We start from the raw sequence: 25,167 nt of genomic DNA, 5'->3' as shown, positions 1-25,167 counted from the left end.
CAGCGATTTTCTGCAGGATATCCGACAGGGGACAGGAGGAAGAGAACGGATGGCAGTACTGACTGTAGATTGTCTGGAGCTTGGGCAGCTTCCGACCAATACCTACCTGGTGATGAATACAGAGACAAAGGAGTGCCTGATCATTGATCCGTCAGACGGTGTGGAGAATATTGTCTCATGGCTTGACGATCATCAGGCAAAGCCGGTTTCGATCTGGCTGACGCACGGGCACGACGACCATATGGGATCCGTAAGCGATCTCAAGCGGAAATACGGCCTGCTCTGCTATGTGTCGAAGGAGGAGGAAGAGTTCTGCGAGTCCATTTATTACAATCTTTCCTCCATGTTCGGGCATCCGCGGGCCATTGAGCCTGATCTGTTCTTCCTGGACAGACAGAAGGTAAAGGTCCTTGGAACGGAAGCGACCGTTCTTCTGACACCGGGACACACAGTGGGAAGCGCCTGCTATTATTTTCCGCAGGAAAAGCTGCTGTTTTCGGGGGATACGCTTTTTGAAGAGTCAGTGGGACGGTCGGATTTTCCGGGAGGCAGCACGCTTTCCCTGATTGCCTCCGTCAAGAGGCTGATGACGCTTCCGGACGATGTCGCAGTCCTGCCCGGGCATGGAGGCAGAACCAGCATCGGACATGAGCGGAAGTACAATCCATATGTGAACAGGTAACAGATGGATGGCAGACAGAGGCAGGAATCAGATGACAGAAGAAAAGATGGTCAGGATCATCCTGAACGACAGAAGCTATGAGTACGATGTCTACACGCTGGTAATCGCATTTTTTCAGGGGATTCCGGTCAGCGTCTGCACGCCAGACTCCCAGAATGGCCGGGCGTCCGGCGATGTGCCGGGAACCTACCGTGATGGTCTGGACACAGGGCAGGAAGAAGGAATCCTTTCGCGGGAGCAGCTGACAATTGAGGTCACAATCTCGGACAGGAGCATCACGGCTGAAGCCAGGAGGGCGGATCAGCTGCTGGTCAGGCAGACGGCAAAAGCCGGAGAAAAGCTCCAGACCGGACAGCTGCCGGAAAGCCTTGCGTGGACGCAGCTGCCAGAGTCACAGAAAAGGCTGTCGGTCAAGAATGCGCTCAAGCGCTGCCTGTACGGCTGCCTGTCCTCGCTGACGGGCAGGACGCTTCCGTGGGGAGATCTGACAGGGATCAGACCGGTGAAGCTGGCGTCTGCTTTGCTTGAGAACGATCGGGATGAGGCATCCGCAGAGGCGGACCTGCAGGCTGAGTATCTTGTGAGCGCCCGGAAGGCTGGGCTGGCGGTATCAATCGCATCGAGAGAGCAGCGGATTTTGAGGAAAATGCACCCGGAGAGGGGATACTCCCTGTATATCGGGATTCCATTCTGCCCGAGTATCTGTCTGTATTGTTCCTTTTCGTCCGGAACGATCAGAGTCTGGCAGAAAGAAACGGACCACTATGTCGATGCGCTGATCCATGAGATGGCGTCCTGCGGAAGACATGCTGAGCGGCCGTGCTTTCCGGGAAGAGAGCTGCAGACGGTCTACATCGGGGGAGGAACGCCGACAACGCTGACCGCGCAGCAGCTGGAACGGGTCTGCTGTGCGCTGGAAGAGCATTTTGACATGGATCGGGTTCTGGAGTTCACAGTAGAGGCTGGAAGACCGGACACGATCACGGAGGAAAAGCTTGCGGTGCTGAGAAAGCATCGTGTCAGCCGGATATCCATCAATCCGCAGACGATGAATCAGAAAACTCTGGATCTGATCGGTAGAAAACACACGGTGGAGCAGACAGAGGAGGCATTCAGACTTGCCAGATCGATGGGATTCGATAACATCAATATGGATCTGATCGTCGGGCTTCCGGGAGAGGGACCTGAGGAGGTCGACCGGACAATGAGCGCGCTGGAACGGCTGGATCCGGACGACATCACGGTACATGCGCTCGCACTGAAACGAGCAGCGCGGCTGGCACTGCATATGGATGAATATGAGTCCATTTCCTTTCAGGCGTCAGATGAGATTATGGAGCGCGCGCATCAGACCTGCCGGAGACTGGGAATGACGCCGTACTACTTGTATAGGCAGAAAAACATGGCCGGCAATTTTGAAAATGTCGGTTACGCAAAGGCCGGACATGCGGGGCTCTACAATATTCTGATTATGGAGGAGGTCCAGAGCATTCTGGCGCTTGGCGCTTCGGGGTCAACCAAGGTGATTTATCCCGGCGGACGGATCGAGCGGATTGAGAATGTCAAGGATGTGAGAAGCTATCTTGACAGAATCGATGAAATGATTCAGAGAAAGGATGTCCTGCGCTGACAGCCGGAAAATTTGACTGTTGCAGAGCTGTTTCTTGTACAGACGGCCGGATGGGAGTATGATCAGCTTTCATGGAAGAGATCAGTGGCTGCGGTCATGTCGCCGAGAAGGGCATTCGTCAGTCCGGAGGTATCCACGATCTGCCAGCCGCTCTTGCTGTTCTCAAGGCGGATACTGACAGAAACCGTCTTCGGGTCCGCGTTCTCCTCAAGGGCTTCTCTCAGAAGCGAGACGCTTTTTCTGGAGAGAGCCGAATCATCAGCCGTGATGGAGTCCGTTGTTTTCGCATAGGCGATAAGCTTCTGACGGTACGAGGAAAGCACGGAGGACATGTCGACAACCGTTACCTGAGTGGAAACCTGTGCGACGCTGCCTTCCGCCCGCACTTCATCAGTCGTGTATTTGAATACACTTGCAGCCTTCTGATAAAACAGTTCACTCAGCTGTTCACTGTCCTGTGAGGAGGTCTGGAAGAGGTTCGGGGAATTCAGTTCTGTTGCCCATTCCTGAGGAGACATGGTCTTGAAGCGGTCAAGGTAAACGGAAAGAACGTCCTCCGGGCTCAGAAGATCCGGATCATTCAGCTTTTCGATTAGTCCGCCCGTCAGGAGCGTGCGGAGGGCACTGTCGGAGATGACGGTCCAGCTTCCTCTGCTTTTTGTGAGATGGAGCGTTTCCCTGGTCTCTGTCTTCTGAAAGCTTCCGTCAGAGAGGGCGTTTTTCATCAGGGTAAAGACCTTATCCTCCTGCCCTTCACCGGAGAGGTCGTCTTCATCGGGGGGTTCGGTGGACGTATCGGAAAATTTTTCGTTATATTCCTGGCGAAGCTGCGTTTTCCGGATTGCCCTGGCAAGTGCATCCGCATCAAAGCCAGTCGCCTCCACGTCAACCGCCGCGGTTTCACCGTCGATGTGACTGTCCAGAATGCTGAAAGAAAACCCGGATAAATAGGCGCGAAGCGCTTCCCTGCCGGTATCAGACAGATCGGAGAAGGAGGCGCTCTGAGCGCCGGAGGCAGATGGCGTAAAAAGGTCAGCGGCATCCTTGCTGTCCAGCTGCTCGATCAGCCCGAGACTGTCCCGGACGGCCTTCTCAGGTGCGTTCAGCCGATGGACATGCCGGGCAATGCCGAACCAGACAAGCACAGCCACGGTACAGGTACATAAAACAGCAGGTATTAATTTGTTTTTATTCAGTATTTTCATGAAAACATTGTACTGAATGAATATTGGAAAGTCAATATCGATAAATGTAGATATAATAATGGGATGTTCACGTTTCTGTCACAGATCAGCCGTAAGATGGGAACGGATCAGGCTCGCATACACCGAGCCGAAGACTGGAGATTAAAGGCAGGTTCATGTCTATGAAGAAGGCAATTGTCACACTTGTAATCGTAGCTGCTGTCGCGGGAACCGGATACGGGCTCTACAGAACAGGAAAGCTTCAGACATTTACGCACGATTATCTTGGAAAGGTGATCCCGGCCCTCAGCAGGGAAGAGGAGACGGAAAATGCGGAAGGCAGGGTGTCCTCCACGGACCCGAACGCTGTCTATCTTGACAGCGTGCGGACACTGGCGAATCTGGGAAGCGGGGATGGCCTGATTGAGAAGTTCTCCGGGAAGGTTGAACCGCAGGAAACCAAGAAATACAGCATCGCCAGCGGACGAAAGGTTGCGGAGACCTATGTTCAGGAAGGCGACGAGGTTAAAAAGGGCGACAAGCTCTTCCGATATGATACTGAATCGATGAAGGACAAGCTGGAGCAGGCGAAGATTGACCTTGAACGGCTTCAGAATTCGGTTGACGTGTCGGAGGCGAAGGCAAAGGAGCTGGAGAAACAGCTTGCATCTGCCAATACGCCGGAAAAAAAGCTGCAGGCACTGGAGGAACAGAACAACCTCAAACAGCAGAAGCTCGAACTCAAGTCCAAGCAGGCCAAGATTGACAGTATCAATGAACAGATTGAGAACTCGACGGTGACCTCGGATATCGACGGAGTTGTCAAGACGATCAACGAGAATGCAGCTTCCGGGGATTCGGATTCGCAGGATTATTCAACTGATTCCGGTAACTCCTCTGCTTACATTACACTTCTCAAGGTCGGGACCTACCGGATCAAGGCGTCGTGCAATGAGCAGAATATCGGATCGATCTACGTCGGAGAACAGGTTCTGGTGCATTCCCGGGTGGATGCGTCCACCATCTGGAAGGGCGCGATTTCGCAGATCAAGACCGATCAGGGCAGCGACAGCAGCGCCGGCAGCAATTCCGGATACTCGGACCAGGACAGCAGCGGCAGCGGCTCCACCAACTACCCGTTCTATGTGGAACTGGATTCCTCCGACGGTCTGATGCTCGGACAGCATGTCTATATCGAACAGGATCTCGGACAGGCCGACCGGAAACCGGGGATCTGGCTTGATGATTACTATTTTGTCAGAGATTCCGACGGTAGTACCTATGTCTGGGCAGCATCAGACGATAACACGCTTGAAAAGCGGAAGGTAGAGCTGGGGGAGGAAGACAAGGACCAGCAGAAAACCGAGGTAAAGAGCGGCCTTGGTGCGGATGATTATATCTGTCAGCCATCGGACAGCCTGAAGGAGGGGATGCCGGTTGCCTATAATGATGATACGGCTGCGGGCGAGGTGAGCCTGAACGAGGAAGGCACCTCGGAGACCGAGACGCTGCCTGAAGGGGTTATAGGCGGAGTCGGGAGCCCGTTTATCGGGGACGGTGCGAATCTTGATCTTTCCGGGACAGAGTCCGGGACGGAGGGGACAGAGGTGTATGATGCCGACAGCGAGGAGACGGAGGTTCCCATGGTCCCGATTGATCAGTCGTCGGAGGCCCAGGTAGCGGATGATTCGGCGAACAGTGATGGGATAAACTGAGCGGAGGCATTCAATTGATCCTGAAGTTAGAACATATCAACAAAGCCTACCATACAGGCAAGCTGGATGTCCCTGTGCTTCACGATGTATCGCTCCATGTAGAAAAGGGAGAGTACGTCGCCATCATGGGGCCGTCCGGCAGTGGGAAATCAACTCTCATGAATATCATCGGCTGCCTGGATCGACCCGATTCAGGGACATATGAACTCAATGGGGAGGATGTCCTTGGCAAGGATGACAATGCGCTCGCAAAGATCAGACTCATGAACCTGGGGTTTGTTTTCCAGAATTTCCAGCTTCTTGCAAGGGAGACGGCGCTTGAGAATGTTGCCCTTCCGCTTGTCTATGCCAAGGTGCCGAAAAAGGAACGCAGGGAAAGAGCACGCGAGGCGCTGGAGAAGGTCGGGCTGGGCGACAGGGTTGCATTCACCCCGGGGCAGCTTTCAGGCGGTCAGAAGCAGAGGGTTGCAATCGCCCGGGCGATGGTGAACCGCCCGGGGATCCTCCTGGCGGACGAGCCGACCGGCGCCCTGGACTCTCATTCCAGTCTCCAGATCATGGAGCTGTTCCAGCAGCTGAATGAGGAAGGGGTCACCGTGATTATGATCACGCATTCACCTGATATTGCAGCCTATGCGAGAAGAGTCTGCGATATTTTTGACGGTGTAATCTCAGAGCGGAACGGGCAGGTCAATGCGGCACAGCAGGCGGAGCGTAAAGCGGAGGCAGAAGCTGAGGAAGCGCTTGCCAGAATGAGGCAGCGCTCTGCAGAACGGCTCAGACACGGCTCTTTGACAAAGGAGGAGCCATCATGAAGGTGAAGGGACTGATCATTTCCATCACGGCCGGGACGGCGCTGATTGTCGGAACGGCTTACGGAATCGGGATGGGTATGAAGAAAAAGGCTCAGCCGGTCGAGGTTGTATCGGTTCCGAGTGTCAACGAGGCTTCTATGGGAGGCATGGGAGCAACCAGCACACTGTACGGAACCATTATCTCAAAGGATACACAGTCCGTGGAGCTTGATACGTCGCATACCATCAGGAAGGTTTATGTAAAGCAGGGGGACAAGGTCAAAAAGGGCGACAAGCTGATGACCTATGACATGGATCTTGACAAGCTCAAGCGTGAGGCACAGGACCTGACAAGGCAGGGACTTGAGCTGACGCTGACCAGCATGCAGAAGGACCTGGCGACGATGCAGAGCGGCAGACTCCCGGCTAACTACGGGAGCGGGAATGAATATCAGTTTTTTAACGGAGCCGATACATCGAATGCAGATTCGGATGATGACAGTGCCGATGTGGAGAACGAAGACAGTACACTGACGCAGGCAGCGGACACAGCCGTATCCGATCAGGGGCAGGCAGCTGCGGCTTCTTCTGCAGACAGCAGTCAGAGCGGAGAAAGTGCCGGAAGTGCACAGGCACAGAGCCCGGTGGCAGAGAATCCCGAAGAAGCGTCCGGAGATGACGGAACGGTTGTCTCCGGCGGCAGTGAAGACACCGGCAACCAGGTCATCATTGACCCGGGAAACGAGGGCAGCGATGATTTGCCGGGGGATGGGCAGACAGTCATCCAGGATGACGGTGACGGCACACAGGAGGCAGATCCGGATACACTGACCGCGGTCAACACCTTCCTTTCTGATGTGAACCGCCTGACTGGCCTGGCAAATGAAGGCTTTGACAATCTTTCATCAGACGCCGCCACCGCAGTCTTTCAGGAGGCGTTTGAGCTGTTTCGCTCAAAGCTGGCCGACAGCGGCGAAACAACCGTGACAGACTTCTTCGGCGCATCAAGGACGGTGACGGTCTATGCTGTGAAAAGTCGGGTAACGGCGATGACGGGCAGTGCGACGGCGACGGTTCTCCAGCAGGCCTATGACAGGCTCTGCGTCTATCAGTTCATCAATGCGGTCCGGCAGATTTTTCCGGGACAGATGAACCCGTCCGGCGCCTACGATTCGGCAGCCGTCAGCGCAGCTTCTGAAAAAATCCATGCGGCGGCGGATGCCTACTATCAGCTGCAGAGCAGTGCATGTACGGTTGATGAAAGCGGAAACATCGTTTTTTCAACAGAGTTTTCGGCACTCAATGACCCTTCGTTTGGCGATCAGAGCTACGGAGCATATTTTACCGGGCTGATTCAGACATTGAACCTGAACGGGCAGACTTTGTTCCCGGAGAACCCGATTCAGCAGACAGAGATGGAGATGACAGAACCTGGCATGCCGGGTGACGACGGCGGCGACGGCGGAACGACCGCACAGGAGCTTCAGCAGGCGATCGAACAGCAGAAAAAGGACATTGTCGAGTGCCAGCTTCAGATCCGGGAGGCAGACCTGGCGATCAAGGAATATGACGCAAATCTCCAGAACGAGACAGTCACAGCCACGATGGATGGAATTGTGAAGCAGGCAGGAACAACGACGGAGCAGCCTTCATCCGGCGGGTTCATTGTCATTACCGGGAAGGCCGGCATGTATGTCCAGGGAACGCTGAGTGAGCGGTCGCTCGACAGCCTGAAGGTCGGAGATATGATTTCGGGAACCTCGTGGGATACCGGAAGTACATTTACAGCGAAAATCACGGAGATCTCCAAGTATCCGTCCGACTCCGGCAGCAATGTGTACTACTATGATTCAACGAATGACCAGAATTCCTCCCAGTATCCGTTCCTGGCGTATATTGACGAGGCAGAAGGGCTGACAGCAGGGTCGACGGTTGAGCTGAGCGTGACATCCCAGGATACAGAATCCGGCCTGATGCTTCCTCCTTATCTGATCCGGACGGACTCCGCCGGAAAGAGTTTCTGCTATGTGCGCGGAGAAGACGGAAAGCTTACGAGAAAATATGTGAAGACCAAGGATACAGGGTATGGGATCACGATGATTCTGTCCGGGCTCAGCTCGGATGATTACATTGCCTTCCCGTATGGAGACGATGTGAAGGACGGCGCGCCGACGAAAGAAGTCGAGACGCTGAGCGCAGTCAGCGGAAGCTACTATGGCGTCGGCTGAAGGAGTGTGAAATACATGCTTGAGAATATCAGACTTGCATTCCGGGGAATCGCTTCGCACAAGATGCGTTCGTTTCTTACCATGCTTGGAATTATCATCGGAATTGCGTCCATCATGTCGATTGTATCCACGATCAAGGGGACAAATGACGCGCTGCGCGACAAGCTGGTGGGATCGGGGAACAACACAGTGAAGGTAAGCCTTTCTTCCGGAGGGCAGGAGCTGAGCATCTATGATGCATCATCGGTGCCGCAGAATGTGCAGCCGATTGCTGACGAGACCAGACAGAAGATTGCGGATCTGAAGACGGTGAAGCAGGTCACCCTCTACAATAAACGGTTTGTGACGGACAGCTCTGTATTCTATGGGGACAATTCTGTCAGTCAGTTCAATATGTACGGTGTGGACGATGTCTACTTTGACACCGTCGGGTATCGCCTGAAAACCGGGAGAGCATTTCTGGAGAGTGACTACACTTTGTTCAGGAAGGTGATGATTCTCGATCAGGTTGCTTCTCAGAAGCTGTTTCCGGATACGGATCCGCTCGGGAAAACGGTCGAGTTCATGGGGCAGCCATTTACAGTGATCGGCGTCATGTATGAGCCGGACGACTACGAACCCGATATCCAGACAGTGGAGGATTATTACAACAACCAGGATAACTCAAACGGACTGTTTTTTATTCCGAAGGCGGACTGGCCGATAGTATTCAATTACGATGAACCGGAAAATGTGATCGTGAAGGCAACCTCAACGGATGATATGACGACTGCCGGCGGGGCAGCAGCCAAGATCCTGAATCAGACGATCACCAGCACATCCGATGACACGCCAAAGTACCAGGCGGAGGATTTGCTCGGGATTGTCAAGAGTCAGCAGAAGCTTACAGCCGCAGCGAACATGCAGCTGATCTGGATCGCGGGGATATCGCTCCTGGTCGGCGCAATCGGCGTCATGAATATCATGCTCGTCTCTGTTACAGAGCGGACGGCGGAGATCGGCCTGAAGAAAGCCATCGGTGCAAGGCAGAGTGCCATCCTTGGACAATTTCTGACAGAGGCAGCAGTGCTGACAACGATGGGCGGTCTGATTGGCGTCGGAGTCGGTGTCCTGCTTTCCTACCTGATCAATCGCTTTTCCGGCATCCCGGTCGCGATTTCCATCCCGTGGTCGGCAGGTGCTGTTCTGATTTCCATGCTGATCGGTGTTATATCCGGCCTTCTGCCTGCTCAGAAAGCAGCCAGAATGGATCCGATCAATGCGCTGAGACGGGAGTGAAAACCTTATGCGGCAATTGCGCATAGAATGGCCGAGGAACCTGTACCGCGCAGAACCTGAATATGGAGACTGTGGGTGGAAACTGTGCGTGGAGACCGTGGAGACTGTGGGTGGAAACTGGGTTGAGACTGTGGGCTGAAACTGTGTGGAAACTGTGCAAGAAACTGGTTGCACAGTAAAGAAAACAATGATAAACTGAAAAAGTTGCGAAAAAAGCACGCATGCGGATTCTGCGAAGGGTGCCCATCCGGGCTTTCACAGACCTGAAACGTGCGGAAGAACAAAACCAAAGGAGATATGACATGAGTGTACTTTCTATGAAGCAGCTGCTGGAAGCAGGCGTTCACTTCGGACATCAGACAAGAAGATGGAACCCCAAGATGGCTCCGTATATCTATACAGAGCGCAACGGCATCTATATCATTGACCTTCAGAAGACGGTCGGCATGATCGATGACGCATACAATGCTGTCGGAGACATCGTTGCAAACGGGGGAAGCATCCTCTTTGTCGGAACCAAGAAGCAGGCGCAGGACTCCATCAAGGCAGAGGCTGAGAGATGCGGAGAGTTCTATGTCAATGAGAGATGGCTCGGCGGTATGCTGACCAACTTCAAGACCATTCAGAGCCGCATCAAGCGCATGAAGGACATCAAGAAGATGGAAGAGGACGGGACATTCGATGTCCTGCCGAAGAAGGAAGTCATCAAGCTGAAGAAGGAACTTGACAAGCTTGAGAAGAACCTCGGCGGTATCGAGGAGATGAAGAAGCTTCCGGATGCGATCTTCATCGTCGATCTGAAGAAGGAGAGAATCTGCGTCGAGGAGGCTCACGCGCTGGGTATTCCGCTGATCGGTATCTGCGATACCAACTGCGATCCGGAGGACCTTGATTATGTCATCCCGGGTAATGACGATGCAATCCGCGCCGTCAAGCTGATCGTTTCCAAGATGGCGGACGCAGTCATTGAGGCGCGCCAGGGCATGGAGCAGGCTGAGGGTGAGTCGACTGAGACTGAGGAAGAGGCAGCACCGGTTGATGCAGTAGCAGCCGAGTAAGGGATGCCTTTGATCATTAATTCCAAAATGAACAGGTGCGGGAGCCCCGCGTACTTCCGCACTTCATACTGAAGGAGGATATATATGGCTATCACAGCAGCTCTGGTTAGAGAACTGAGAGAAGAGACCGGTTCCGGTATGATGGACTGCAAGAAGGCGCTCGTCGCAACGAATGGCGACAAGGAGGCAGCAATTGAGTGGCTCCGCAAGAAGGGACTTGCAACGGCGGAGAAGAAGTCTGGAAGAATTGCTTCCGAAGGCCTTTCCATGATCGTTGTCTCTGAGGATGCAAAGAAGGGTGTTGCGGTTGAGGTCAACTCCGAGACCGACTTCGTTGCTCAGAATGAGAAGTTCAGAAACTATGTCAAGACTGTTGCGGACCAGGCTCTTGACACAAAGGCTGCAGATATTGATGCATTTCTTGCTGAGACCAGCAAGGCAGATCCGACAAAGACGGTTGCAGAGTACAATGCAAGCATGATTGCCGTCATCGGTGAGAATCTGAAGATCCGCCGCTTCCAGCAGCTTGAGGAGCAGAATGGCTTTGTCACCGGCTACACGCATATGAACGGCAAGATTGTCGTTCTGGTCGATGTTGAGTCTGATGTGGACAACGAAGCTGTCCGTGAGATGGGCAAGAACATCGCAATGCAGATCGCAGCCCTGAATCCGAAATATACCAGCGATGCAGAGGTTCCGCAGGATTACAAGGATCATGAGATTGCAATCCTGACAGAGCAGACAAAGAATGATCCGAAGATGGCTGGAAAGCCGGAGAAGGTTATCAGCGGTGCGGTTATGGGCCGTCTGAAGAAAGAGCTTAAGGAGATCTGCCTGCTTGACCAGGAGTATGTCAAGGCGGAGGACGGAAAGCAGTCTGTTGCACAGTATGTCGCTTCTGTGGCGAAGGCTCAGAACGCGAAGATCAACATCAAGGGCTTTGTCCGTTTCGAGACCGGTGAGGGGCTGGAGAAGAAGAACGAGGACTTTGCAGCAGAGGTTGCTGCACAGCTGCAGAAGTAAAACCTGCATTGTCAGGATTTGAAGTAAAAGAGGGGATGCGCATGGCACTTGGATGCCATGCAGCATCCCTTTTTTATGAAACCGACCGCTCATCATCGAGTGCGGAGCTCGAGATGATGGCGGAGCCGATCAGATTATTTTATGATACGGACCTGCAGCAGACGGAATAGGATGATCTGAATCACCAGAACAGATGGGACACCGATGGAGAATTTCGGTTTCCTCGTCTTATGGTGAAAGAGGTACATACCTGCCAGGGCCCCGATGCTGCCGCCGGCAGCGGCCAGGATGAGCAGTGTTTTCTCCGGAATCCGCCACTGATTGTGGACGGCTTTGTACTTGTCGGCGCCGTAGACCATCAACGTGATGACATTCAGCACAATCAGATACAGGGTCGCAACAGCATCCATATAGAAAAACCTCCTATCATATACAGGTATGCAGCCCGCTGATCCGATGATCCCCGGCTGCCATTCAGACATGATGATACAGCGTTTATCTGACAGGGAAAAGAGGGAGCTTGATTTTCTGCTGCGGGGGCAGGTATAATTGTCACAGGATTTCATAAAGAAAAAGGAGGCGGAATGATGAAGGTTGTATCGACAGAGAAGGCACCGGCGGCAATCGGCCCTTATTCCCAGGGAATCGTGACCGGAGGACTCGTATTTGTGTCCGGACAGACACCGATTGATCCGCAGACAGGAAAGTTCGCGGAGGATATCGCAGCGCAGGCTGAGCAGAGCTGCAGGAATGTCGGAGAGATTCTGAAGGCAGCTGGAAGCGGCTTTGAGAAGGTTGTCAAGACAACCTGCTTCCTTGCAGACATTAAGGATTTCAAGGCATTCAACGAAGTCTATGCGAAGTATTTTGTTTCGAAGCCGGCACGCAGCTGTGTAGCTGTGAAGGACCTCCCGCTTGGCGTAGGGTGCGAGATCGAGGCCGTCGCAGAAGTTTGATAAAGTGATCAGACAGAAGGACAGAGGTGTCCCCGGAGAAGCGATTTTCCGGGGACTTTTTTCGGAATGTCATTCGCAAATGAATTCGTAAATAAGATCAACTGTGGATATATTTGTTCAGATGAGTTATGATATGGGAAACAGAACGTGAAAATCCCGGAAAGGATTGGAGGATATCAGCATGAAAAAGATACTGTTTGTGGCATCGGAGGGCGTGCCGTTTATCAAGACAGGCGGCCTTGCCGATGTGGTTGGATCGCTGCCGAAGTGCTTCGACAAGGAGAAGTATGACTGCCGCGTGATCCTGCCGAAGTATATGTGTATGAGACAGGAGTGGAAGGATAAGATGCAGTATCTGACCCACTTCTATATGGACCTGTCCTGGAGAAGCCAGTATGTCGGTATCCTGGAGATGGAATACCAGGGCGTACATTTCTACTTCATTGACAACGAGTACTATTTCGCAGGGCCAAAGCCCTATGGAAATATTTATCAGGACGTGGAAAAGTTCGCGTTCTTCTCAAGAGCGGCGCTCTCCGCGCTTCCGGTCATCGGATTCCAGCCGGATATTGTCCATTGCCATGACTGGCAGACAGGACTTGTCCCGGTTTATCTGAAGGACAGCTTCCATCAGGGCGACTTCTACCGGAACATGAAATCGATCATGACCATTCACAACCTGAAGTTTCAGGGAGTCTGGGATGTGAAGACCATTCAGGATATCACAGGGCTTGACAAGTCCTATTTTACGCCGGATAAGCTGGAGGCATACGGGGATGCCAATTATCTGAAGGGCGGTATCGTGTACGCAGACTGGATCACGACGGTGTCCAGAACCTACGCGGAGGAGATTAAGACGCCGTTCTATGGGGAACGTCTGGATGGACTGATGCGCGCGCGCTCCAACTGCCTGAGCGGAATTGTGAACGGAATTGACTATGATGAGTACAATCCGGAGACCGATCAGTTTATCGAGCAGCCCTATAATGCAAGAAACTTCCGCAAGGAGAAGATCAAGAACAAGAGGGCGCTGCAGCGGGAACTGGGGCTTGAGCAGGACGACCGGAAGTTTATGATCGGCATTGTTTCAAGACTGACAGACCAGAAGGGTTTTGACCTGATTGCGTACATGATGGACGAGATCTGCCAGCAGGATCTGCAGATTGTTGTGCTTGGAACAGGCGAGGAACGATATGAGAATATGTTCCGTCATTTCGCGTGGAAATATCAGGGAAAGGTCTCGGCAAACATATATTATTCTGAAGCGATGAGCCACAAGATTTATGCATCCTGCGATGCATTCCTGATGCCGTCCCTGTTTGAACCGTGCGGACTCAGCCAGCTGATGAGCCTTCGCTACGGGACCATCCCGATTGTCAGGGAAACGGGCGGACTGAAGGATACGGTGGAGCCCTACAATGAATATGAATCGACCGGAACCGGATTTTCATTTGCAAACTATAATGCTCATGAAATGCTTGGCACGATCAAGTACGCGATGGATGTCTTCTATAACCGTAGAAGAGAGTGGAACAAGATGATTGACCGCGCGATGGCGAAGGATTTCTCGTGGAAGACCTCTGCAAAACAGTATGAGGAGCTGTACGATCATCTGCTGGGCTGGTAAGCAGGAGTAAGAAGAAATAAAAAGAAGAAGGGGCAGCGGGGGAAGTCTCGCTGTCCCTTCTTCTTTCTTGACGCCTCGGTTGTCCTGTGATATATTTTTTTAATTCCAAGTAAAATACTAGGATTAAAATATCGGAGGAAAGAACGAGCATGAAATTATCCACGAAGGGCAGGTATGGCCTTCGGGCTATGATTGATCTTGCATCTCATATGGATGAGGAGACGGTCTCACTGAGCAGCATTGCCCGAAGGGAGAGTATGTCGGAGTCCTATCTGGAACAGCTGGCATCTTCGTTGAAGAAGGCCGGGCTTGTCACATCGAGCAGAGGAGCACAGGGAGGCTACAGGCTTGGACGGGATGCATCTGAAATCTCGGTAGGCGATGTGCTGAGGGCCTGCGAGGGCAGTACAGATGCAGTCTCCTGTCCGGGGCTGAAGTCGGAGTCGTCCGGGAAGGAGAGCGGCTGTGCCGGGGCCGAGATGTGCGTGTCAAAGTATGTATGGGAGAAAATCAACACGGCGATCACGGATACGGTCGATGGCATCTACCTGTCTGAGCTTGTCAAAGAATCGAGAAAAGCACGAACCGGTCATCCGGACGAGCTTCCCGGCTGTGCGGCGGGAGGAAAGAGATGAGCGGGGATAAACCGGAATTCATCTATCTGGACAATGCGGCAACAACAAGGATGCTGCCCGAGGCAGTCTCGGCCATGCTGCCGTTTTTTACAGAAACCTATGGCAATGCTTCTGCTGTGTATGAGGCAGGGCAGCTCTGCCGCGGTGCAGTCATGCAGTCCAGAAAGACGATTGCAGATCTGATCGGTGCAGACAGGGACGAAATCTATTTTACCTCCGGGGGAAGCGAGGCGGACAACTGGGCGCTCAAGGGTGCGGTTGAACTGGCGCTGGACAAGGGCAGAAAAAGACCACCGCATATCATCACCACGGCGATTGAGCATCACGCAGTCCTGCACACCTGTGAGTGGCTGCAGAAACAGGGGGCGGAGGTCACGTTCATTCAGCCGGATATGGAAGGGTTTATCAATCCGGAGGAAGTGGAGCGGGCGATCCGGGAAGAGACGGTTCTGATTTCCGTGATGCTTGCAAACAATGAAATCGGCACAGTTGAGCCGGTTGCCAGAATCGGACAGATTGCACACGATCACGGCATCCTGTTTCACACAGACGCTGTCCAGGCATATGGACAGATCCCGGTAAGCGTGAAGAATATGGGCATTGACCTGCTTTCTGCCAGCAGCCATAAGCTTTATGGTCCGAAGGGGGTGGGCTTTCTTTATATCAGAAGAGGCATTCATCTGCCATCCTTCATTCACGGAGGCGGACAGGAGCGTGGAAAACGCGCCGGAACCGAGAACGTTCCGGGAATCGTCGGATTCGCAAAGGCGGCGGAGGCTGCAGGCAAGCGGATGAAGGACCGGATGGAGCATGAAAGATGCCTCCGCAATCAGCTGATCAGGCAGATCATGGGCAGAATTCCGGGAACGCTGCTGAACGGGCCGGCTGCAGCGGAGGATGAGCGTTTCTCTGAAATAAGAAGGCTGCCCGGCAACGCGAATTTCTGCTTTGAAGGAGTGGACGGTGAAGCGCTGCTGGCGCTGCTTGATATGCAGGGGATTTGTGCTTCATCCGGGAGTGCGTGCTCCGCCGGCTCACTGGATTCCTCTCATGTTCTGCTTGCGGTCGGAAGAAACCACGCGCAGGCAAGAAGCAGTGTGCGGTTCAGCATCGGCGCGTTCAATACCAAGGAGGAGATCACACAGACAGCGGGAATCCTCGAGCAGGATGTCCGGAAACTTCGGGCATATACTTGATTTTTCGGAAAAGTGAATGTAGAATATTTAACAGGTTGAGCGCCGTGGACTGCTTGCGGTTATGATGGCGGCTCGACAGAAAACTTATAGTTTTTCTTTATCCAGGAGGATTAAATTATGGCAGTAAGAGTTGCAATCAATGGCTTTGGCCGTATTGGACGCCTTGCATTCCGTCAGATGTTTCAGGCACCGGGTTATGATGTTGTCGCAATCAACGATCTGACCAGCCCGGAGATGCTTGCTTATCTTCTTAAGTATGATACAACTCATGGTCATTATGAGGGCACTGTTGAGTCTACCGATCATTCCATCATTGTCAACGGCAAAGAGATCGAGATCTACAAGGAGAAGGATGCAAAGGATCTTCCGTGGGGCGAGCTGAAGATCGATGTCGTTCTGGAGTGCACCGGCTTCTACACCAGCAAGGCAAAGGCTCAGGCTCACATCGATGCAGGCGCTCGCAAGGTTGTCATCTCTGCTCCGGCAGGCAACGACCTTCCGACCATCGTCTTCAATGTCAACCACAAGACCCTGAAGGCTTCCGATACCATCATCTCCGCAGCTTCCTGCACAACCAACTGCCTTGCACCGATGGCAAAGGCTCTGAACGATCTGGCACCGGTTGAGTCCGGATTCATGACCACCGTTCACGCTTACACCGGCGATCAGATGGTTCTTGACGGACCGCAGAGAAAGGGTAACCTTCGCCGCAGCCGTGCAGCAGCTCAGAACATTGTTCCGGCTTCCTCCGGCGCAGCTAAGGCAATCGGCCTGGTTATCCCGGAGCTGAACGGAAAGCTGAACGGCGCAGCTCAGCGTGTACCGGTTGCTACAGGATCCACCACCATCCTTGACGCTGTTGTCGACGGAGTGGTTTCTGCAGATGATGTCAATGCTCAGATGAAGAAGGAGTCCACCGAGTCCTTCGAGTACAACACCGATGAGATCGTTTCCTCTGATATCATCAACAGCAAGGCTGGTTCCATCTTCGATGCAACCCAGACAAAGGTTCTTGATATGGGCAATGGCAAGACGCTTGTTCAGGTTGTTTCCTGGTATGACAACGAGAATTCCTACACCAGCCAGATGGTTCGCACCATCAAGTACTTCTCTGAGCTTCAGTAATTGAATCTCAACTGAATTACGATAAGACCTGAGGAGGTCCGGTCTGAAAGGACCGGACCTTTTCTTCGGTTTCAGGAAAAATATGACAGGACGCTGGCCCCGGACCTGTTCTCTTTTGGGAACAGACGCCCAAAGGGAAGACAGAAGAGCCTGCTAACCTGGTATTCAAAAAGGAGGCATACTGACATGCTGAAAAAGAAGACCGTTGATGACATCAACGTAAAAGGCAAGAGAGTTCTGGTCCGCTGCGACTTCAACGTTCCGCTGAAGGATGGCAAGATCACGGATGAGAACCGTCTGGTAGCAGCACTTCCGACGATCAAGAAGCTGATTGCAGACGGCGGAAGGGTTATCCTTTGCTCTCATCTTGGAAAACCGAAGGGAGTCGCGGATCCGAAGCTTTCCCTGGCTCCGGTTGCTGCACGCCTGAGCGAGCTGCTCGGACAGGAAGTAAAGTTTGCAGCGGACGATAACGTTGTCGGCCCGAACGCAAAGGCTGCTGTTGAGGCGATGAAGGACGGGGATGTGATTCTGCTTCAGAATACTCGCTACAGAGCAGAGGAGACCAAGAACGGGGAGGAGTTCTCCAAGGAGCTTGCTTCCCTGGCAGATGTCTTTGTCAATGACGCTTTTGGTACTGCTCACAGAGCACATTGCTCCAATGTCGGTGTCACAAAGTATATCAAGGGTGACTGTGTTGTCGGCTATCTGATGCAGAAGGAAATCAAGTATCTCAGCAATGCTGTCGACGATCCGAAGCGCCCGTTTGTCGCGATTCTTGGCGGCGCAAAGGTTGCTGATAAGCTGAACGTCATCTCCAACCTGCTTGAGAAGTGCGATACGCTGATCATCGGCGGCGGTATGGCGTACACCTTCCTGAAGGCAAAGGGCTACGAGGTCGGAACCTCCCTGCTCGATGAGACGAAGGTTGATTACTGTAAGGAGATGCTTGAGAAGGCACAGAAGCTTGGCAAGAAGCTCCTTCTTCCGGTCGATGCGGTTGTGACCGATCATTTCCCGGAGCCAATCGATGCGGAGATTGAGACTGCGGTTGTCGATGCGGACAAGATTCCGGCTGACAAGATGGGCATGGATATCGGACCGAAGACGGTTGCTCTCTACACGGACGCTGTGAAGACTGCAAAGACGGTTGTCTGGAATGGACCAATGGGGGTGTTCGAGAACCCGACTCTTGCAAAGGGGACAAAGGCAGTTGCGGCAGCACTTGCAGAGACAGATGCCGTCACCATCATCGGCGGCGGCGACTCTGCGGCAGCTGTCAACCAGCTTGGCTATGGCAGCAAGATGACGCATATCTCCACCGGCGGCGGAGCTTCCCTTGAGTTCCTGGAGGGGAAGGACCTCCCGGGCGTTGTCGCTGCTGACGATGCAGAGTAATCAATAGAAGATCATTCGAAGCGAAAGACATTTGATTGAAGTAAAAGGAGATTAAAAATCCATGGCTAGAAAGAAGATTATTGCCGGCAACTGGAAGATGAATATGACTCCGACCGAGGCGAAGGCTCTGGTGGAGACCCTGAAGCCACTTGTTGTCGGAGCTGACACTGATGTTGTTTACTGCGTACCGGCAGTTGATATTGTTCCGGTTGTCGAGGCTGTGAAGGGAACGAACGTCACGGTCGGCGCTGAGAATATGTATATCGAGGAGAAGGGAGCCTTTACCGGCGAGATTTCCCCGAACATGCTTGTCGATGCGGGCTGCAAGTGGGTCATCATCGGACACTCCGAGAGACGTCAGTACTTCAATGAGACAGATGAGTTCCTGAACAAAAAGGTTCTGAAGGCATTTGAGCATGGCCTGACACCGATCCTCTGCTGCGGCGAGACGCTCGAGCAGAGAGAAGCAGGCGTGACCCTTGACTGGATCCGTCTTCAGATCAAGTCTGATCTTCAGGGAGTGACAAAGGAGCAGGCGGCTTCCATGGTCATCGCTTACGAGCCGATCTGGGCGATCGGAACCGGCAAGACCGCAACGGCTGACCAGGCTGAGGAGGTCTGCAAGGCAATCCGCGATACCATCGCGGAGATCTATGACTCGGATACGGCTGAGAAGATCCGCATCCAGTACGGCGGATCGATGAAGCCGTCCAACTGCAAGGAGCTGCTTGCAAAGCCGGATATCGATGGCGGCCTGATCGGCGGCGCATCCCTCAAGGCTGACTTTGCGGCAATTGTCAACTACAATAAGTAATACAGATATCTGACCATGAAGGGCAGGCCATGAGGCCTGCCTTTTCATATGCCGGTGGATCGACTGCCTGTGAACCGGTGATTTTCATATGCGAAAGAACCTGGCTGGCGGAATTTGCCGAATTGTGCAAGTCTTTCATGAAGGAGGACAGCGCAGGAGAACAGCGCAGGGAAACTGCGGAGGAGAACAGCGAAGGAGAACAGTAGAAAAGCACCTGTAGAACGGTGGAGAGCAGCAGGGGAACAGCACATGTAAAATGAACGGCCGTGCATTTACAAGGAGCTTGGCAGTATGATAAGATGACTGCGCTGGCCTGATCGCCAGAACTGATTGCAGATGAGTGACAACTGACTGGCAGCAGCCGGAACGGGTCAAACCGGCATCGGCAGGATGGAAGAAGACATGGGAAAAGACGGAATGAATGTGGCACTGCTCGGCCTTGGAACGGTCGGAAAGGGTGTCTACAAGGTAATGAAAACACAGCGGCCTGAGATGCCTCAGAAGCTGAACACGGTCCTGAATCTGAAAAAGATTCTGGTGAGGCATCCGGAGGCACATGTGAAGGATGTGGATGACCCTTCCATATTGACCAGTGACTATTCACAGATTGTGGATGATCCGGACATCGACATCGTCATCGAGCTGATCGGCGGCATTGAACCGGCATGCACCTATATCCGGGACGCTCTCGAGGCGGGAAAAAGTGTTGTCACCGCAAACAAGGATCTGATTGCGGAGCGGGGCGGAGAGCTGATGGAGATCGCCGAGGAAAACCATGCGGAGCTGAGGTTTGAGGCTTCCGTAGCCGGCGGCATCCCGATCATATCACCTCTGAAGAACAGCCTGTCCGCCAACGAGATCAGCGAGGTCATGGGAATCGTCAATGGGACGACAAACTTTATTCTGTCCAAGATGACAGATGAGGGAATGGACTATGAGCAGGCGCTGAGAGAGGCGACTGCGCTGGGTTATGCGGAGGCGGATCCGACCGCTGATGTCGAGGGGTATGACGCGGCCAGAAAGATGGCCATCATGGCATCCATCGCGTTTCATTCCAGAGTCACCTTCCGGGATGTGTACACGGAGGGGATCACGAAAATCACGGCGCAGGACATCGCTTACGCGAAGACACTTGGCTGGGTCATCAAGCTGATTGGTCTCGCGACAAACGGGAAGGAAGGAATCGAGGTCCGGGTGCATCCGATGCTGATCCCGCAGGCCCACCCAATCGCGACGGTGAAAGGATCCTACAATGCCGTCTATGTGCGCGGAGATGCCGTTGGGGATGTCATGTTCTATGGCAGAGGAGCCGGTGAGATGCCGACAGCCAGCGCTGTGATGGGAGATGTCTTTTCTGTCGCGCGCCACACGGTCTATCACTCCCAGGGAACGACAAGAGACAATGTGTACCGGAAGATTCCGATCCGCAGGATTGAGAACACGGTCTCCAGCTATTTCCTGAGAATGGAGGTGGAGGACAAGCCGGGCGTCCTCGCCACGATTGCCAGCATCTTCGGCAACAATTCCGTTTCAATTGAGCAGGTGATCCAGAAGGACAAGATCGGGACAAATGCAGAGCTTGTCATCATTACAAGCCCGGTTCGGGAGCGCCATATCAGGGACGCGCTGCTGATCATCAATTCAAGCAGCGTTGTGAAACGGGTTGCAAGCATGATCAGGGTGTATATCGATCAGAGAGAAGGAGAAATATCATGAGCAAGAGACCAACAGTACTGATGATCCTGGACGGGTACGGACTGAATCCGAGGAAGGATCACAATGCAATCGCAGAGGCGAATACGCCTGTCATGGACAGACTGATGAAGGAATACCCATTTGTGCAGGGACAGGCATCCGGGGAGTATGTCGGACTTCCGGATGGTCAGATGGGCAATTCAGAGGTCGGTCATCTGAATATGGGAGCAGGCCGTATTGTATATCAGGATTTGACGAAGATTACGAAAGCGATCCGCGAGGGAACTTTCTTTGAAAACCCGGCTCTGAAGGGAGCCATGGAGAATGCAAAGAAGAACGATTCCTCCCTTCATCTGTACGGACTCGTTTCCGACGGAGGCGTTCACAGCCACATTTCCCATATCTTTGCGCTTCTGGAGATGGCAAAGAGGGAGGGGCTGAAAAAGGTCTTTGTACACTGCTTCCTCGATGGACGTGACACACCGCCGGATTCCGGAGCAGGGTTTGTTCAGCAGGTCCAGGATAAGATGGACGAGCTTGGCGTCGGCAAAATCGGGGTTGTCTCCGGCCGCTACTATGCGATGGACCGTGACAACAGATGGGACAGAGTCGAGAAGGCATACAGGGCCCTGACGCTGGGAGAGGGCGTGCCGGCTTCAAGTGGCGTGCAGGCGGTGAAGGACTCCTATGCGAATGGGGTAACCGATGAGTTCGTCATTCCGGCGGTTGTGATGGAGGATGGCAAGCCGGTTACCACGATCAAGGACGGCGATTCGATCATCTTCTTCAATTTCCGTCCGGACCGTGCAAGAGAGCTGACCAGATGCTTCTGCATGGATGATTTCGATCAGTTTGACAGGGGACCGCGCAAGAAGGTTTACTACACCTGCTTCACCGACTACGATGTCACGATCCCGAACAAGCATGTCGCCTTCCCGAAGACGGAGATCAAGGAGACATTCGGGGAATTCCTTGCACAGCATCATATGACCCAGGCCAGAATTGCCGAGACAGAGAAGTATGCACATGTGACCTTCTTCTTCAACGGCGGTGTGGAGGCCCCGAATCCTGGCGAGGACCGCATCCTGGTCAAGAGTCCGAAGGTGGCGACCTATGATCTTCAGCCGGAGATGAGCGCGCCGGAGGTCTGCGACAAGTTTGTTGACGCGATCAAGTCCGGAAAATATGATGTAATCATTACCAATTTCGCAAATCCGGATATGGTCGGACACACAGGCGTGGAGCCGGCCTGCATCAAGGCCATCGAGACGGTCGACAAGTGCGTCGGACGGGTTGTCGATGCCCTGCTCGAAGTGAACGGACAGATGTTCATCACGGCGGACCACGGCAACGCGGAGCAGCTTGTGGATTATGAGACGGGCGAGCCGCTCACATCCCATACGACAAACCCTGTTCCGTTTATTCTGGTCAACTATGATCCGGCTTATACGCTCAGAGAAGGCGGCGCGCTGTGCGATATCATCCCGACGCTGATCGAGATGATGGGCATGAAGCAGCCGGAGGAGATGACGGGAAAGAGTCTGCTTGTGAAGAAAAGCTAAGTGAATATCGTTGAATGGACGTTAAAGGGCAGTCTCCTGCGGGAGCTGCCCTTTTTCACATGGACACACAGAATCAGCTGAATTTTCACACCTTTGACACAGAAGCTTTTTAAGATAGGAAGTATCATTTGAATGCATGAAAGGAGCTTTCCAATGTACGATAAGAAGCTGAGAAACAGAAGAATCTCTGCAAGGGTGCTGGCGGCGATTCTGACCGCAGCGATGAGCGTGAGTGCAGCCCCATATACATTTGCCGGAAATGCCCTCCAGACAGGTACAGAGCAGCAGACAGAGGCAGACAGTCAGACGGAAACAGAGCAGCAGACGGAAGCTGACAGGCAGCAGGATGCATCTTCCGATAAGAAGGATTCGGGAAAGAACAGCTACCCGCAGCTTGAAACAACAGGGACACGGGATGCAAAGGTGACGGCGATTGATGTCTCGGACGTTGTGGCTGCATGCATGCCGTCCATTGTCACCATTTCCGAGAAAAGTGTGCAGGAAGTCGAGGACTACTTTGGAGGGAAGCACAGTGTTGAGGAGGAGGGGGCAGCGTCGGGATTTATCATTGCGCAGACCGGTGACGAGCTGCTGATCGCAACGAACAATCATGTTGTGGATAATGCGACGGACGTTACAGTCGCTTTTTCAGTTGACACAGACAATGAGGAGGACAAGGTCGTTGCGGCGAAGGTCAAGGGAGCAGATCCATCGACAGATGTGGCAGTTGTTGCTGTTCAGCTGAAGGACATCAAGGAGGATGTGCTGAAGCAGCTGAAGGTCGCGGTCCTTGGCAACTCCGACAAGCTCAAGGTTGGACAGACCGCCATTACAATCGGAAACACGCTTGGTCAGGGGCTGACCGTGACATCGGGTATTGTCGCGGCACTGAACTGCAAGGTAGAGACGGACGAGGGAACCTGGACAGAGTTCCAGACCGATGGCGCCGCAAATCAGGGACAGAGCGGCGGAGCTGTCCTGAATGCAAAGGGAGAAGTCATCGGGATCTTCAACGCGGGTTATCTGGAAGGAGACAATGTCGGGTATGCGGTTCCGATCAATACCGCAATCCCGGTTCTTCAGGATCTGATCAACCGCAAGACGAGGGATGCGCTGGACGATTACGGGTATCTCGGCATTACAGTGGCACCGGTGACAGACGAAGCCAGCCAGATGTACAATATCCCGAAAGGGGCTTATGTATACTCAGTTGAGAAGGGATCCGCTGCTGAGAAGGCAGGTCTTCAAAAGGGAGACGTCATCACAAAGCTTGACGGACTGTCGATTGATTCCAGGGATACGCTTCTGAAGAAGATCCAGTATTATGCACCAGGGGAAAAGGTGAAGATTGCCTATGAAAGGGCTTCCGGAAACAGCTATAAGGAAAAGACAGTGGAGGTCACGCTTGGCGAGGCAACCGATGAGGTAAAAGCGGCCAGGAAGGCGCAGAACGCATCGGATTCGTCTGATTCCTCATCTGACGGCTCTGACAAAGAGAATTCAGACGGAGACAAGTCTGACGGACAGGATAAGGACAGTGGCAGGAAGGACGGATCCACAGGTGATGCCGACGACGGCTCCCAGACCCTTCCGCCGTCAGACAACAGGGATGGAGACGGAAGCATTACGATTCCATGGGGCAGCTTTTTCGGCGGGCAGGACGGAAGCGGCAGCGGAAATGAGTTCGGTTATCCGTTTGGCGGGGGCTATGGAAACGGTTCTGGTTTCCCGTACGGCGGACAGGACGGCAACACTTCAGGGGCGAGCGGAAATGGAAGTGCAGAATTCTGAATATGAGCTCCGGACCTGATTGCAGAAAAGGCCGGGCAGCGGTAATATAGAAAAGTGCGGGGCAGGATATCCATCGCCCCGCACTTTTTCTGATCACAGAATCGCTGCCGGAGACTGAAGAATAAACCGTGCAGGCAGCTGACATACAGGCGGCGAAGCCGGCATGCGATGCGGAAAACAGCAGCCGGGAGAAAACGCAGAAGCCGGGCAGATGAGTTATTGGAGACCGGAATTTCAGGAGAACAGGAATGGGAAAGGAATCAGTCAGACTGATCGCAAACAATAAAAAGGCCTATCACGACTACTTCATCGATGAGACATATGAGGCGGGGATCGCGCTTGTAGGAACGGAAGTCAAGTCGCTTCGGATGGGAAAGTGCAGCATTAAGGAAGCCTACATCAGCATGGTCAACGGAGAGGCCCTGATCTACGGCATGAATATCAGCCCGTATGAGAAGGGAAACATTTTCAACAAGGATCCGCTCCGGCCAAGGAAGCTTCTTCTACACAGGCAGGAGCTCAACAAACTCTGGGGGGCTATCCAGCAGAAGGGCTTTGCCATTGTCCCACTCAAGGTTTACCTGAAGGGATCGCTTGTGAAGGTTGAAATCGGGGTGGCAAGAGGAAAGAAGCAGTACGATAAGCGGGCAGATATTGCAAAGAGGGATGCAAAGCGATCGATGGAGCGGGCATTCAAGGAGTACAACCGCTGAATGTGCCGGCAGGACAGAATGTGCGAACACGGGCAGCAACCATACTGTATCCGGCAGAGGAGA

At 53.3% G+C, this 25,167-nt stretch carries 20 protein-coding genes and 1 pseudogene; 19 read left to right on the top strand and 2 right to left on the bottom strand.

The window, feature by feature from the left end:
* Nucleotides 1-49: 49 nt before the first annotated feature.
* Both FYJ35_RS04775 and hemZ read left to right on the top strand, forming a co-directional pair.
* Nucleotides 50-682: an MBL fold metallo-hydrolase gene (locus FYJ35_RS04775; protein ID WP_205839711.1), complete on the top strand. Its 633-nt coding sequence runs from the start codon at nt 50-52 to the stop codon at nt 680-682.
* A gap of 31 nt (nt 683-713) precedes the next feature.
* Nucleotides 714-2,312 (top strand): coproporphyrinogen dehydrogenase HemZ, encoded by a 1,599-nt coding sequence (gene hemZ, locus FYJ35_RS04770; RefSeq protein ID WP_235906362.1) that lies wholly within the window; start codon nt 714-716, stop codon nt 2,310-2,312.
* A 62-nt stretch (nt 2,313-2,374) separates the two neighbouring features.
* On the opposite strand, the gene FYJ35_RS04765 is transcribed toward hemZ, so the two are convergent.
* Nucleotides 2,375-3,463: a hypothetical protein gene (locus tag FYJ35_RS04765; RefSeq protein WP_154523909.1), complete on the bottom strand. Its 1,089-nt coding sequence runs from the start codon at nt 3,461-3,463 to the stop codon at nt 2,375-2,377.
* 215 nt (nt 3,464-3,678) lie between these two features.
* Between FYJ35_RS04765 and FYJ35_RS04760 the strand changes: the two genes are divergently transcribed.
* The 6 genes and pseudogenes from FYJ35_RS04760 to tsf all read left to right on the top strand — a co-directional run bounded on the left by FYJ35_RS04760 (nt 3,679) and on the right by tsf (nt 11,592).
* Nucleotides 3,679-5,211 (top strand): efflux RND transporter periplasmic adaptor subunit, encoded by a 1,533-nt coding sequence (locus tag FYJ35_RS04760; protein WP_205839710.1) that lies wholly within the window; start codon nt 3,679-3,681, stop codon nt 5,209-5,211.
* Between the two features lie 14 nt (nt 5,212-5,225).
* A pseudogene (locus FYJ35_RS04755) lies at nt 5,226-5,897 on the top strand (ABC transporter ATP-binding protein); the annotation flags it as partial.
* Between the two features lie 125 nt (nt 5,898-6,022).
* The gene (locus tag FYJ35_RS04750; RefSeq protein WP_154523901.1) at nt 6,023-8,233 is read left to right on the top strand and encodes a biotin/lipoyl-binding protein; all 2,211 of its coding nucleotides are present in this window, start codon (nt 6,023-6,025) and stop codon (nt 8,231-8,233) included.
* A 15-nt stretch (nt 8,234-8,248) separates the two neighbouring features.
* Complete coding sequence (locus FYJ35_RS04745; RefSeq protein ID WP_154523898.1) at nt 8,249-9,511, top strand: ABC transporter permease; 1,263 nt, start codon at nt 8,249-8,251, stop codon at nt 9,509-9,511.
* A 302-nt stretch (nt 9,512-9,813) separates the two neighbouring features.
* Nucleotides 9,814-10,569: a 30S ribosomal protein S2 gene (gene rpsB / locus FYJ35_RS04740; RefSeq protein ID WP_154523895.1), complete on the top strand. Its 756-nt coding sequence runs from the start codon at nt 9,814-9,816 to the stop codon at nt 10,567-10,569.
* Between the two features lie 84 nt (nt 10,570-10,653).
* Nucleotides 10,654-11,592 (top strand): translation elongation factor Ts, encoded by a 939-nt coding sequence (gene tsf, locus FYJ35_RS04735; protein ID WP_154523892.1) that lies wholly within the window; start codon nt 10,654-10,656, stop codon nt 11,590-11,592.
* Nucleotides 11,593-11,726: 134 nt separating this feature from the next.
* On the opposite strand, the gene FYJ35_RS04730 is transcribed toward tsf, so the two are convergent.
* A complete protein-coding gene (locus FYJ35_RS04730) occupies nt 11,727-12,002 on the bottom strand; it encodes a DUF1294 domain-containing protein (RefSeq protein WP_154523889.1) in 276 nt (91 codons plus the stop codon).
* 177 nt (nt 12,003-12,179) lie between these two features.
* Here FYJ35_RS04730 and FYJ35_RS04725 point away from each other — a divergent pair, with 177 nt between their 5' ends.
* From FYJ35_RS04725 to smpB, 11 genes are all read left to right on the top strand, one after another.
* Nucleotides 12,180-12,548, top strand: a complete 369-nt coding sequence (locus FYJ35_RS04725) for a RidA family protein (RefSeq protein ID WP_154524035.1) — start codon at nt 12,180-12,182, stop codon at nt 12,546-12,548.
* Nucleotides 12,549-12,729: 181 nt separating this feature from the next.
* Nucleotides 12,730-14,175, top strand: coding sequence for a glycogen synthase GlgA (gene glgA / locus FYJ35_RS04720; protein ID WP_154523886.1), 1,446 nt, complete (start codon nt 12,730-12,732; stop codon nt 14,173-14,175).
* A gap of 149 nt (nt 14,176-14,324) precedes the next feature.
* On the top strand, nt 14,325-14,810 hold the full coding sequence (locus FYJ35_RS04715) for an RrF2 family transcriptional regulator (RefSeq protein WP_154523883.1): 486 nt from the start codon (nt 14,325-14,327) through the stop codon (nt 14,808-14,810).
* Nucleotides 14,807-16,006, top strand: a complete 1,200-nt coding sequence (locus FYJ35_RS04710) for a cysteine desulfurase family protein (protein WP_154523879.1) — start codon at nt 14,807-14,809, stop codon at nt 16,004-16,006. The genes FYJ35_RS04715 and FYJ35_RS04710 overlap by 4 nt, the downstream gene beginning before the upstream one ends.
* A gap of 117 nt (nt 16,007-16,123) precedes the next feature.
* Nucleotides 16,124-17,131: a type I glyceraldehyde-3-phosphate dehydrogenase gene (gene gap, locus FYJ35_RS04705; RefSeq protein ID WP_154523877.1), complete on the top strand. Its 1,008-nt coding sequence runs from the start codon at nt 16,124-16,126 to the stop codon at nt 17,129-17,131.
* Nucleotides 17,132-17,317: 186 nt separating this feature from the next.
* On the top strand, nt 17,318-18,529 hold the full coding sequence (locus FYJ35_RS04700; protein WP_154523874.1) for a phosphoglycerate kinase: 1,212 nt from the start codon (nt 17,318-17,320) through the stop codon (nt 18,527-18,529).
* Between the two features lie 61 nt (nt 18,530-18,590).
* The gene (gene tpiA / locus FYJ35_RS04695) at nt 18,591-19,343 is read left to right on the top strand and encodes a triose-phosphate isomerase (protein ID WP_154523871.1); all 753 of its coding nucleotides are present in this window, start codon (nt 18,591-18,593) and stop codon (nt 19,341-19,343) included.
* 402 nt (nt 19,344-19,745) lie between these two features.
* The gene (locus FYJ35_RS04690; RefSeq protein WP_154523868.1) at nt 19,746-21,059 is read left to right on the top strand and encodes a homoserine dehydrogenase; all 1,314 of its coding nucleotides are present in this window, start codon (nt 19,746-19,748) and stop codon (nt 21,057-21,059) included.
* The gene (gpmI, locus tag FYJ35_RS04685; RefSeq protein WP_154523865.1) at nt 21,056-22,600 is read left to right on the top strand and encodes a 2,3-bisphosphoglycerate-independent phosphoglycerate mutase; all 1,545 of its coding nucleotides are present in this window, start codon (nt 21,056-21,058) and stop codon (nt 22,598-22,600) included. The genes FYJ35_RS04690 and gpmI overlap by 4 nt, the downstream gene beginning before the upstream one ends.
* Before the next feature lie 153 nt (nt 22,601-22,753).
* Entirely contained in the window at nt 22,754-24,391 is a 1,638-nt protein-coding gene (locus FYJ35_RS04680; RefSeq protein WP_205839709.1) for a S1C family serine protease, read from the top strand.
* 248 nt (nt 24,392-24,639) lie between these two features.
* The gene (gene smpB, locus FYJ35_RS04675; RefSeq protein WP_154523859.1) at nt 24,640-25,104 is read left to right on the top strand and encodes an SsrA-binding protein SmpB; all 465 of its coding nucleotides are present in this window, start codon (nt 24,640-24,642) and stop codon (nt 25,102-25,104) included.
* Nucleotides 25,105-25,167: the final 63 nt, after the last annotated feature.

Origin of the sequence: Porcincola intestinalis (assembly GCF_009696445.1) — a bacterium.
Taxonomy (GTDB): Bacteria; Bacillota; Clostridia; order Lachnospirales; family Lachnospiraceae; genus Porcincola; species Porcincola intestinalis.
This window is presented reverse-complemented; position numbering and strand designations above follow the sequence as displayed.

Bases quoted from the DNA above. Each gene is read 5' to 3' on its own strand.
- smpB (WP_154523859.1), top strand. From the start codon at position 24,640: ATGGGAAAGGAATCAGTCAGACTGATCGCAAACAATAAAAAGGCCTAT.
- FYJ35_RS04730 (WP_154523889.1), bottom strand. From the start codon at position 12,002: ATGGATGCTGTTGCGACCCTGTATCTGATTGTGCTGAATGTCATCACG.
- FYJ35_RS04700 (WP_154523874.1), top strand. From the start codon at position 17,318: ATGCTGAAAAAGAAGACCGTTGATGACATCAACGTAAAAGGCAAGAGA.
- hemZ (WP_235906362.1), top strand. From the start codon at position 714: ATGACAGAAGAAAAGATGGTCAGGATCATCCTGAACGACAGAAGCTAT.
- FYJ35_RS04775 (WP_205839711.1), top strand. From the start codon at position 50: ATGGCAGTACTGACTGTAGATTGTCTGGAGCTTGGGCAGCTTCCGACC.
- FYJ35_RS04680 (WP_205839709.1), top strand. From the start codon at position 22,754: ATGTACGATAAGAAGCTGAGAAACAGAAGAATCTCTGCAAGGGTGCTG.
- rpsB (WP_154523895.1), top strand. From the start codon at position 9,814: ATGAGTGTACTTTCTATGAAGCAGCTGCTGGAAGCAGGCGTTCACTTC.
- tpiA (WP_154523871.1), top strand. From the start codon at position 18,591: ATGGCTAGAAAGAAGATTATTGCCGGCAACTGGAAGATGAATATGACT.
- FYJ35_RS04715 (WP_154523883.1), top strand. From the start codon at position 14,325: ATGAAATTATCCACGAAGGGCAGGTATGGCCTTCGGGCTATGATTGAT.
- gpmI (WP_154523865.1), top strand. From the start codon at position 21,056: ATGAGCAAGAGACCAACAGTACTGATGATCCTGGACGGGTACGGACTG.
- FYJ35_RS04690 (WP_154523868.1), top strand. From the start codon at position 19,746: ATGGGAAAAGACGGAATGAATGTGGCACTGCTCGGCCTTGGAACGGTC.
- FYJ35_RS04745 (WP_154523898.1), top strand. From the start codon at position 8,249: ATGCTTGAGAATATCAGACTTGCATTCCGGGGAATCGCTTCGCACAAG.
- glgA (WP_154523886.1), top strand. From the start codon at position 12,730: ATGAAAAAGATACTGTTTGTGGCATCGGAGGGCGTGCCGTTTATCAAG.
- FYJ35_RS04725 (WP_154524035.1), top strand. From the start codon at position 12,180: ATGAAGGTTGTATCGACAGAGAAGGCACCGGCGGCAATCGGCCCTTAT.
- FYJ35_RS04710 (WP_154523879.1), top strand. From the start codon at position 14,807: ATGAGCGGGGATAAACCGGAATTCATCTATCTGGACAATGCGGCAACA.
- FYJ35_RS04760 (WP_205839710.1), top strand. From the start codon at position 3,679: ATGAAGAAGGCAATTGTCACACTTGTAATCGTAGCTGCTGTCGCGGGA.
- gap (WP_154523877.1), top strand. From the start codon at position 16,124: ATGGCAGTAAGAGTTGCAATCAATGGCTTTGGCCGTATTGGACGCCTT.
- FYJ35_RS04750 (WP_154523901.1), top strand. From the start codon at position 6,023: ATGAAGGTGAAGGGACTGATCATTTCCATCACGGCCGGGACGGCGCTG.
- tsf (WP_154523892.1), top strand. From the start codon at position 10,654: ATGGCTATCACAGCAGCTCTGGTTAGAGAACTGAGAGAAGAGACCGGT.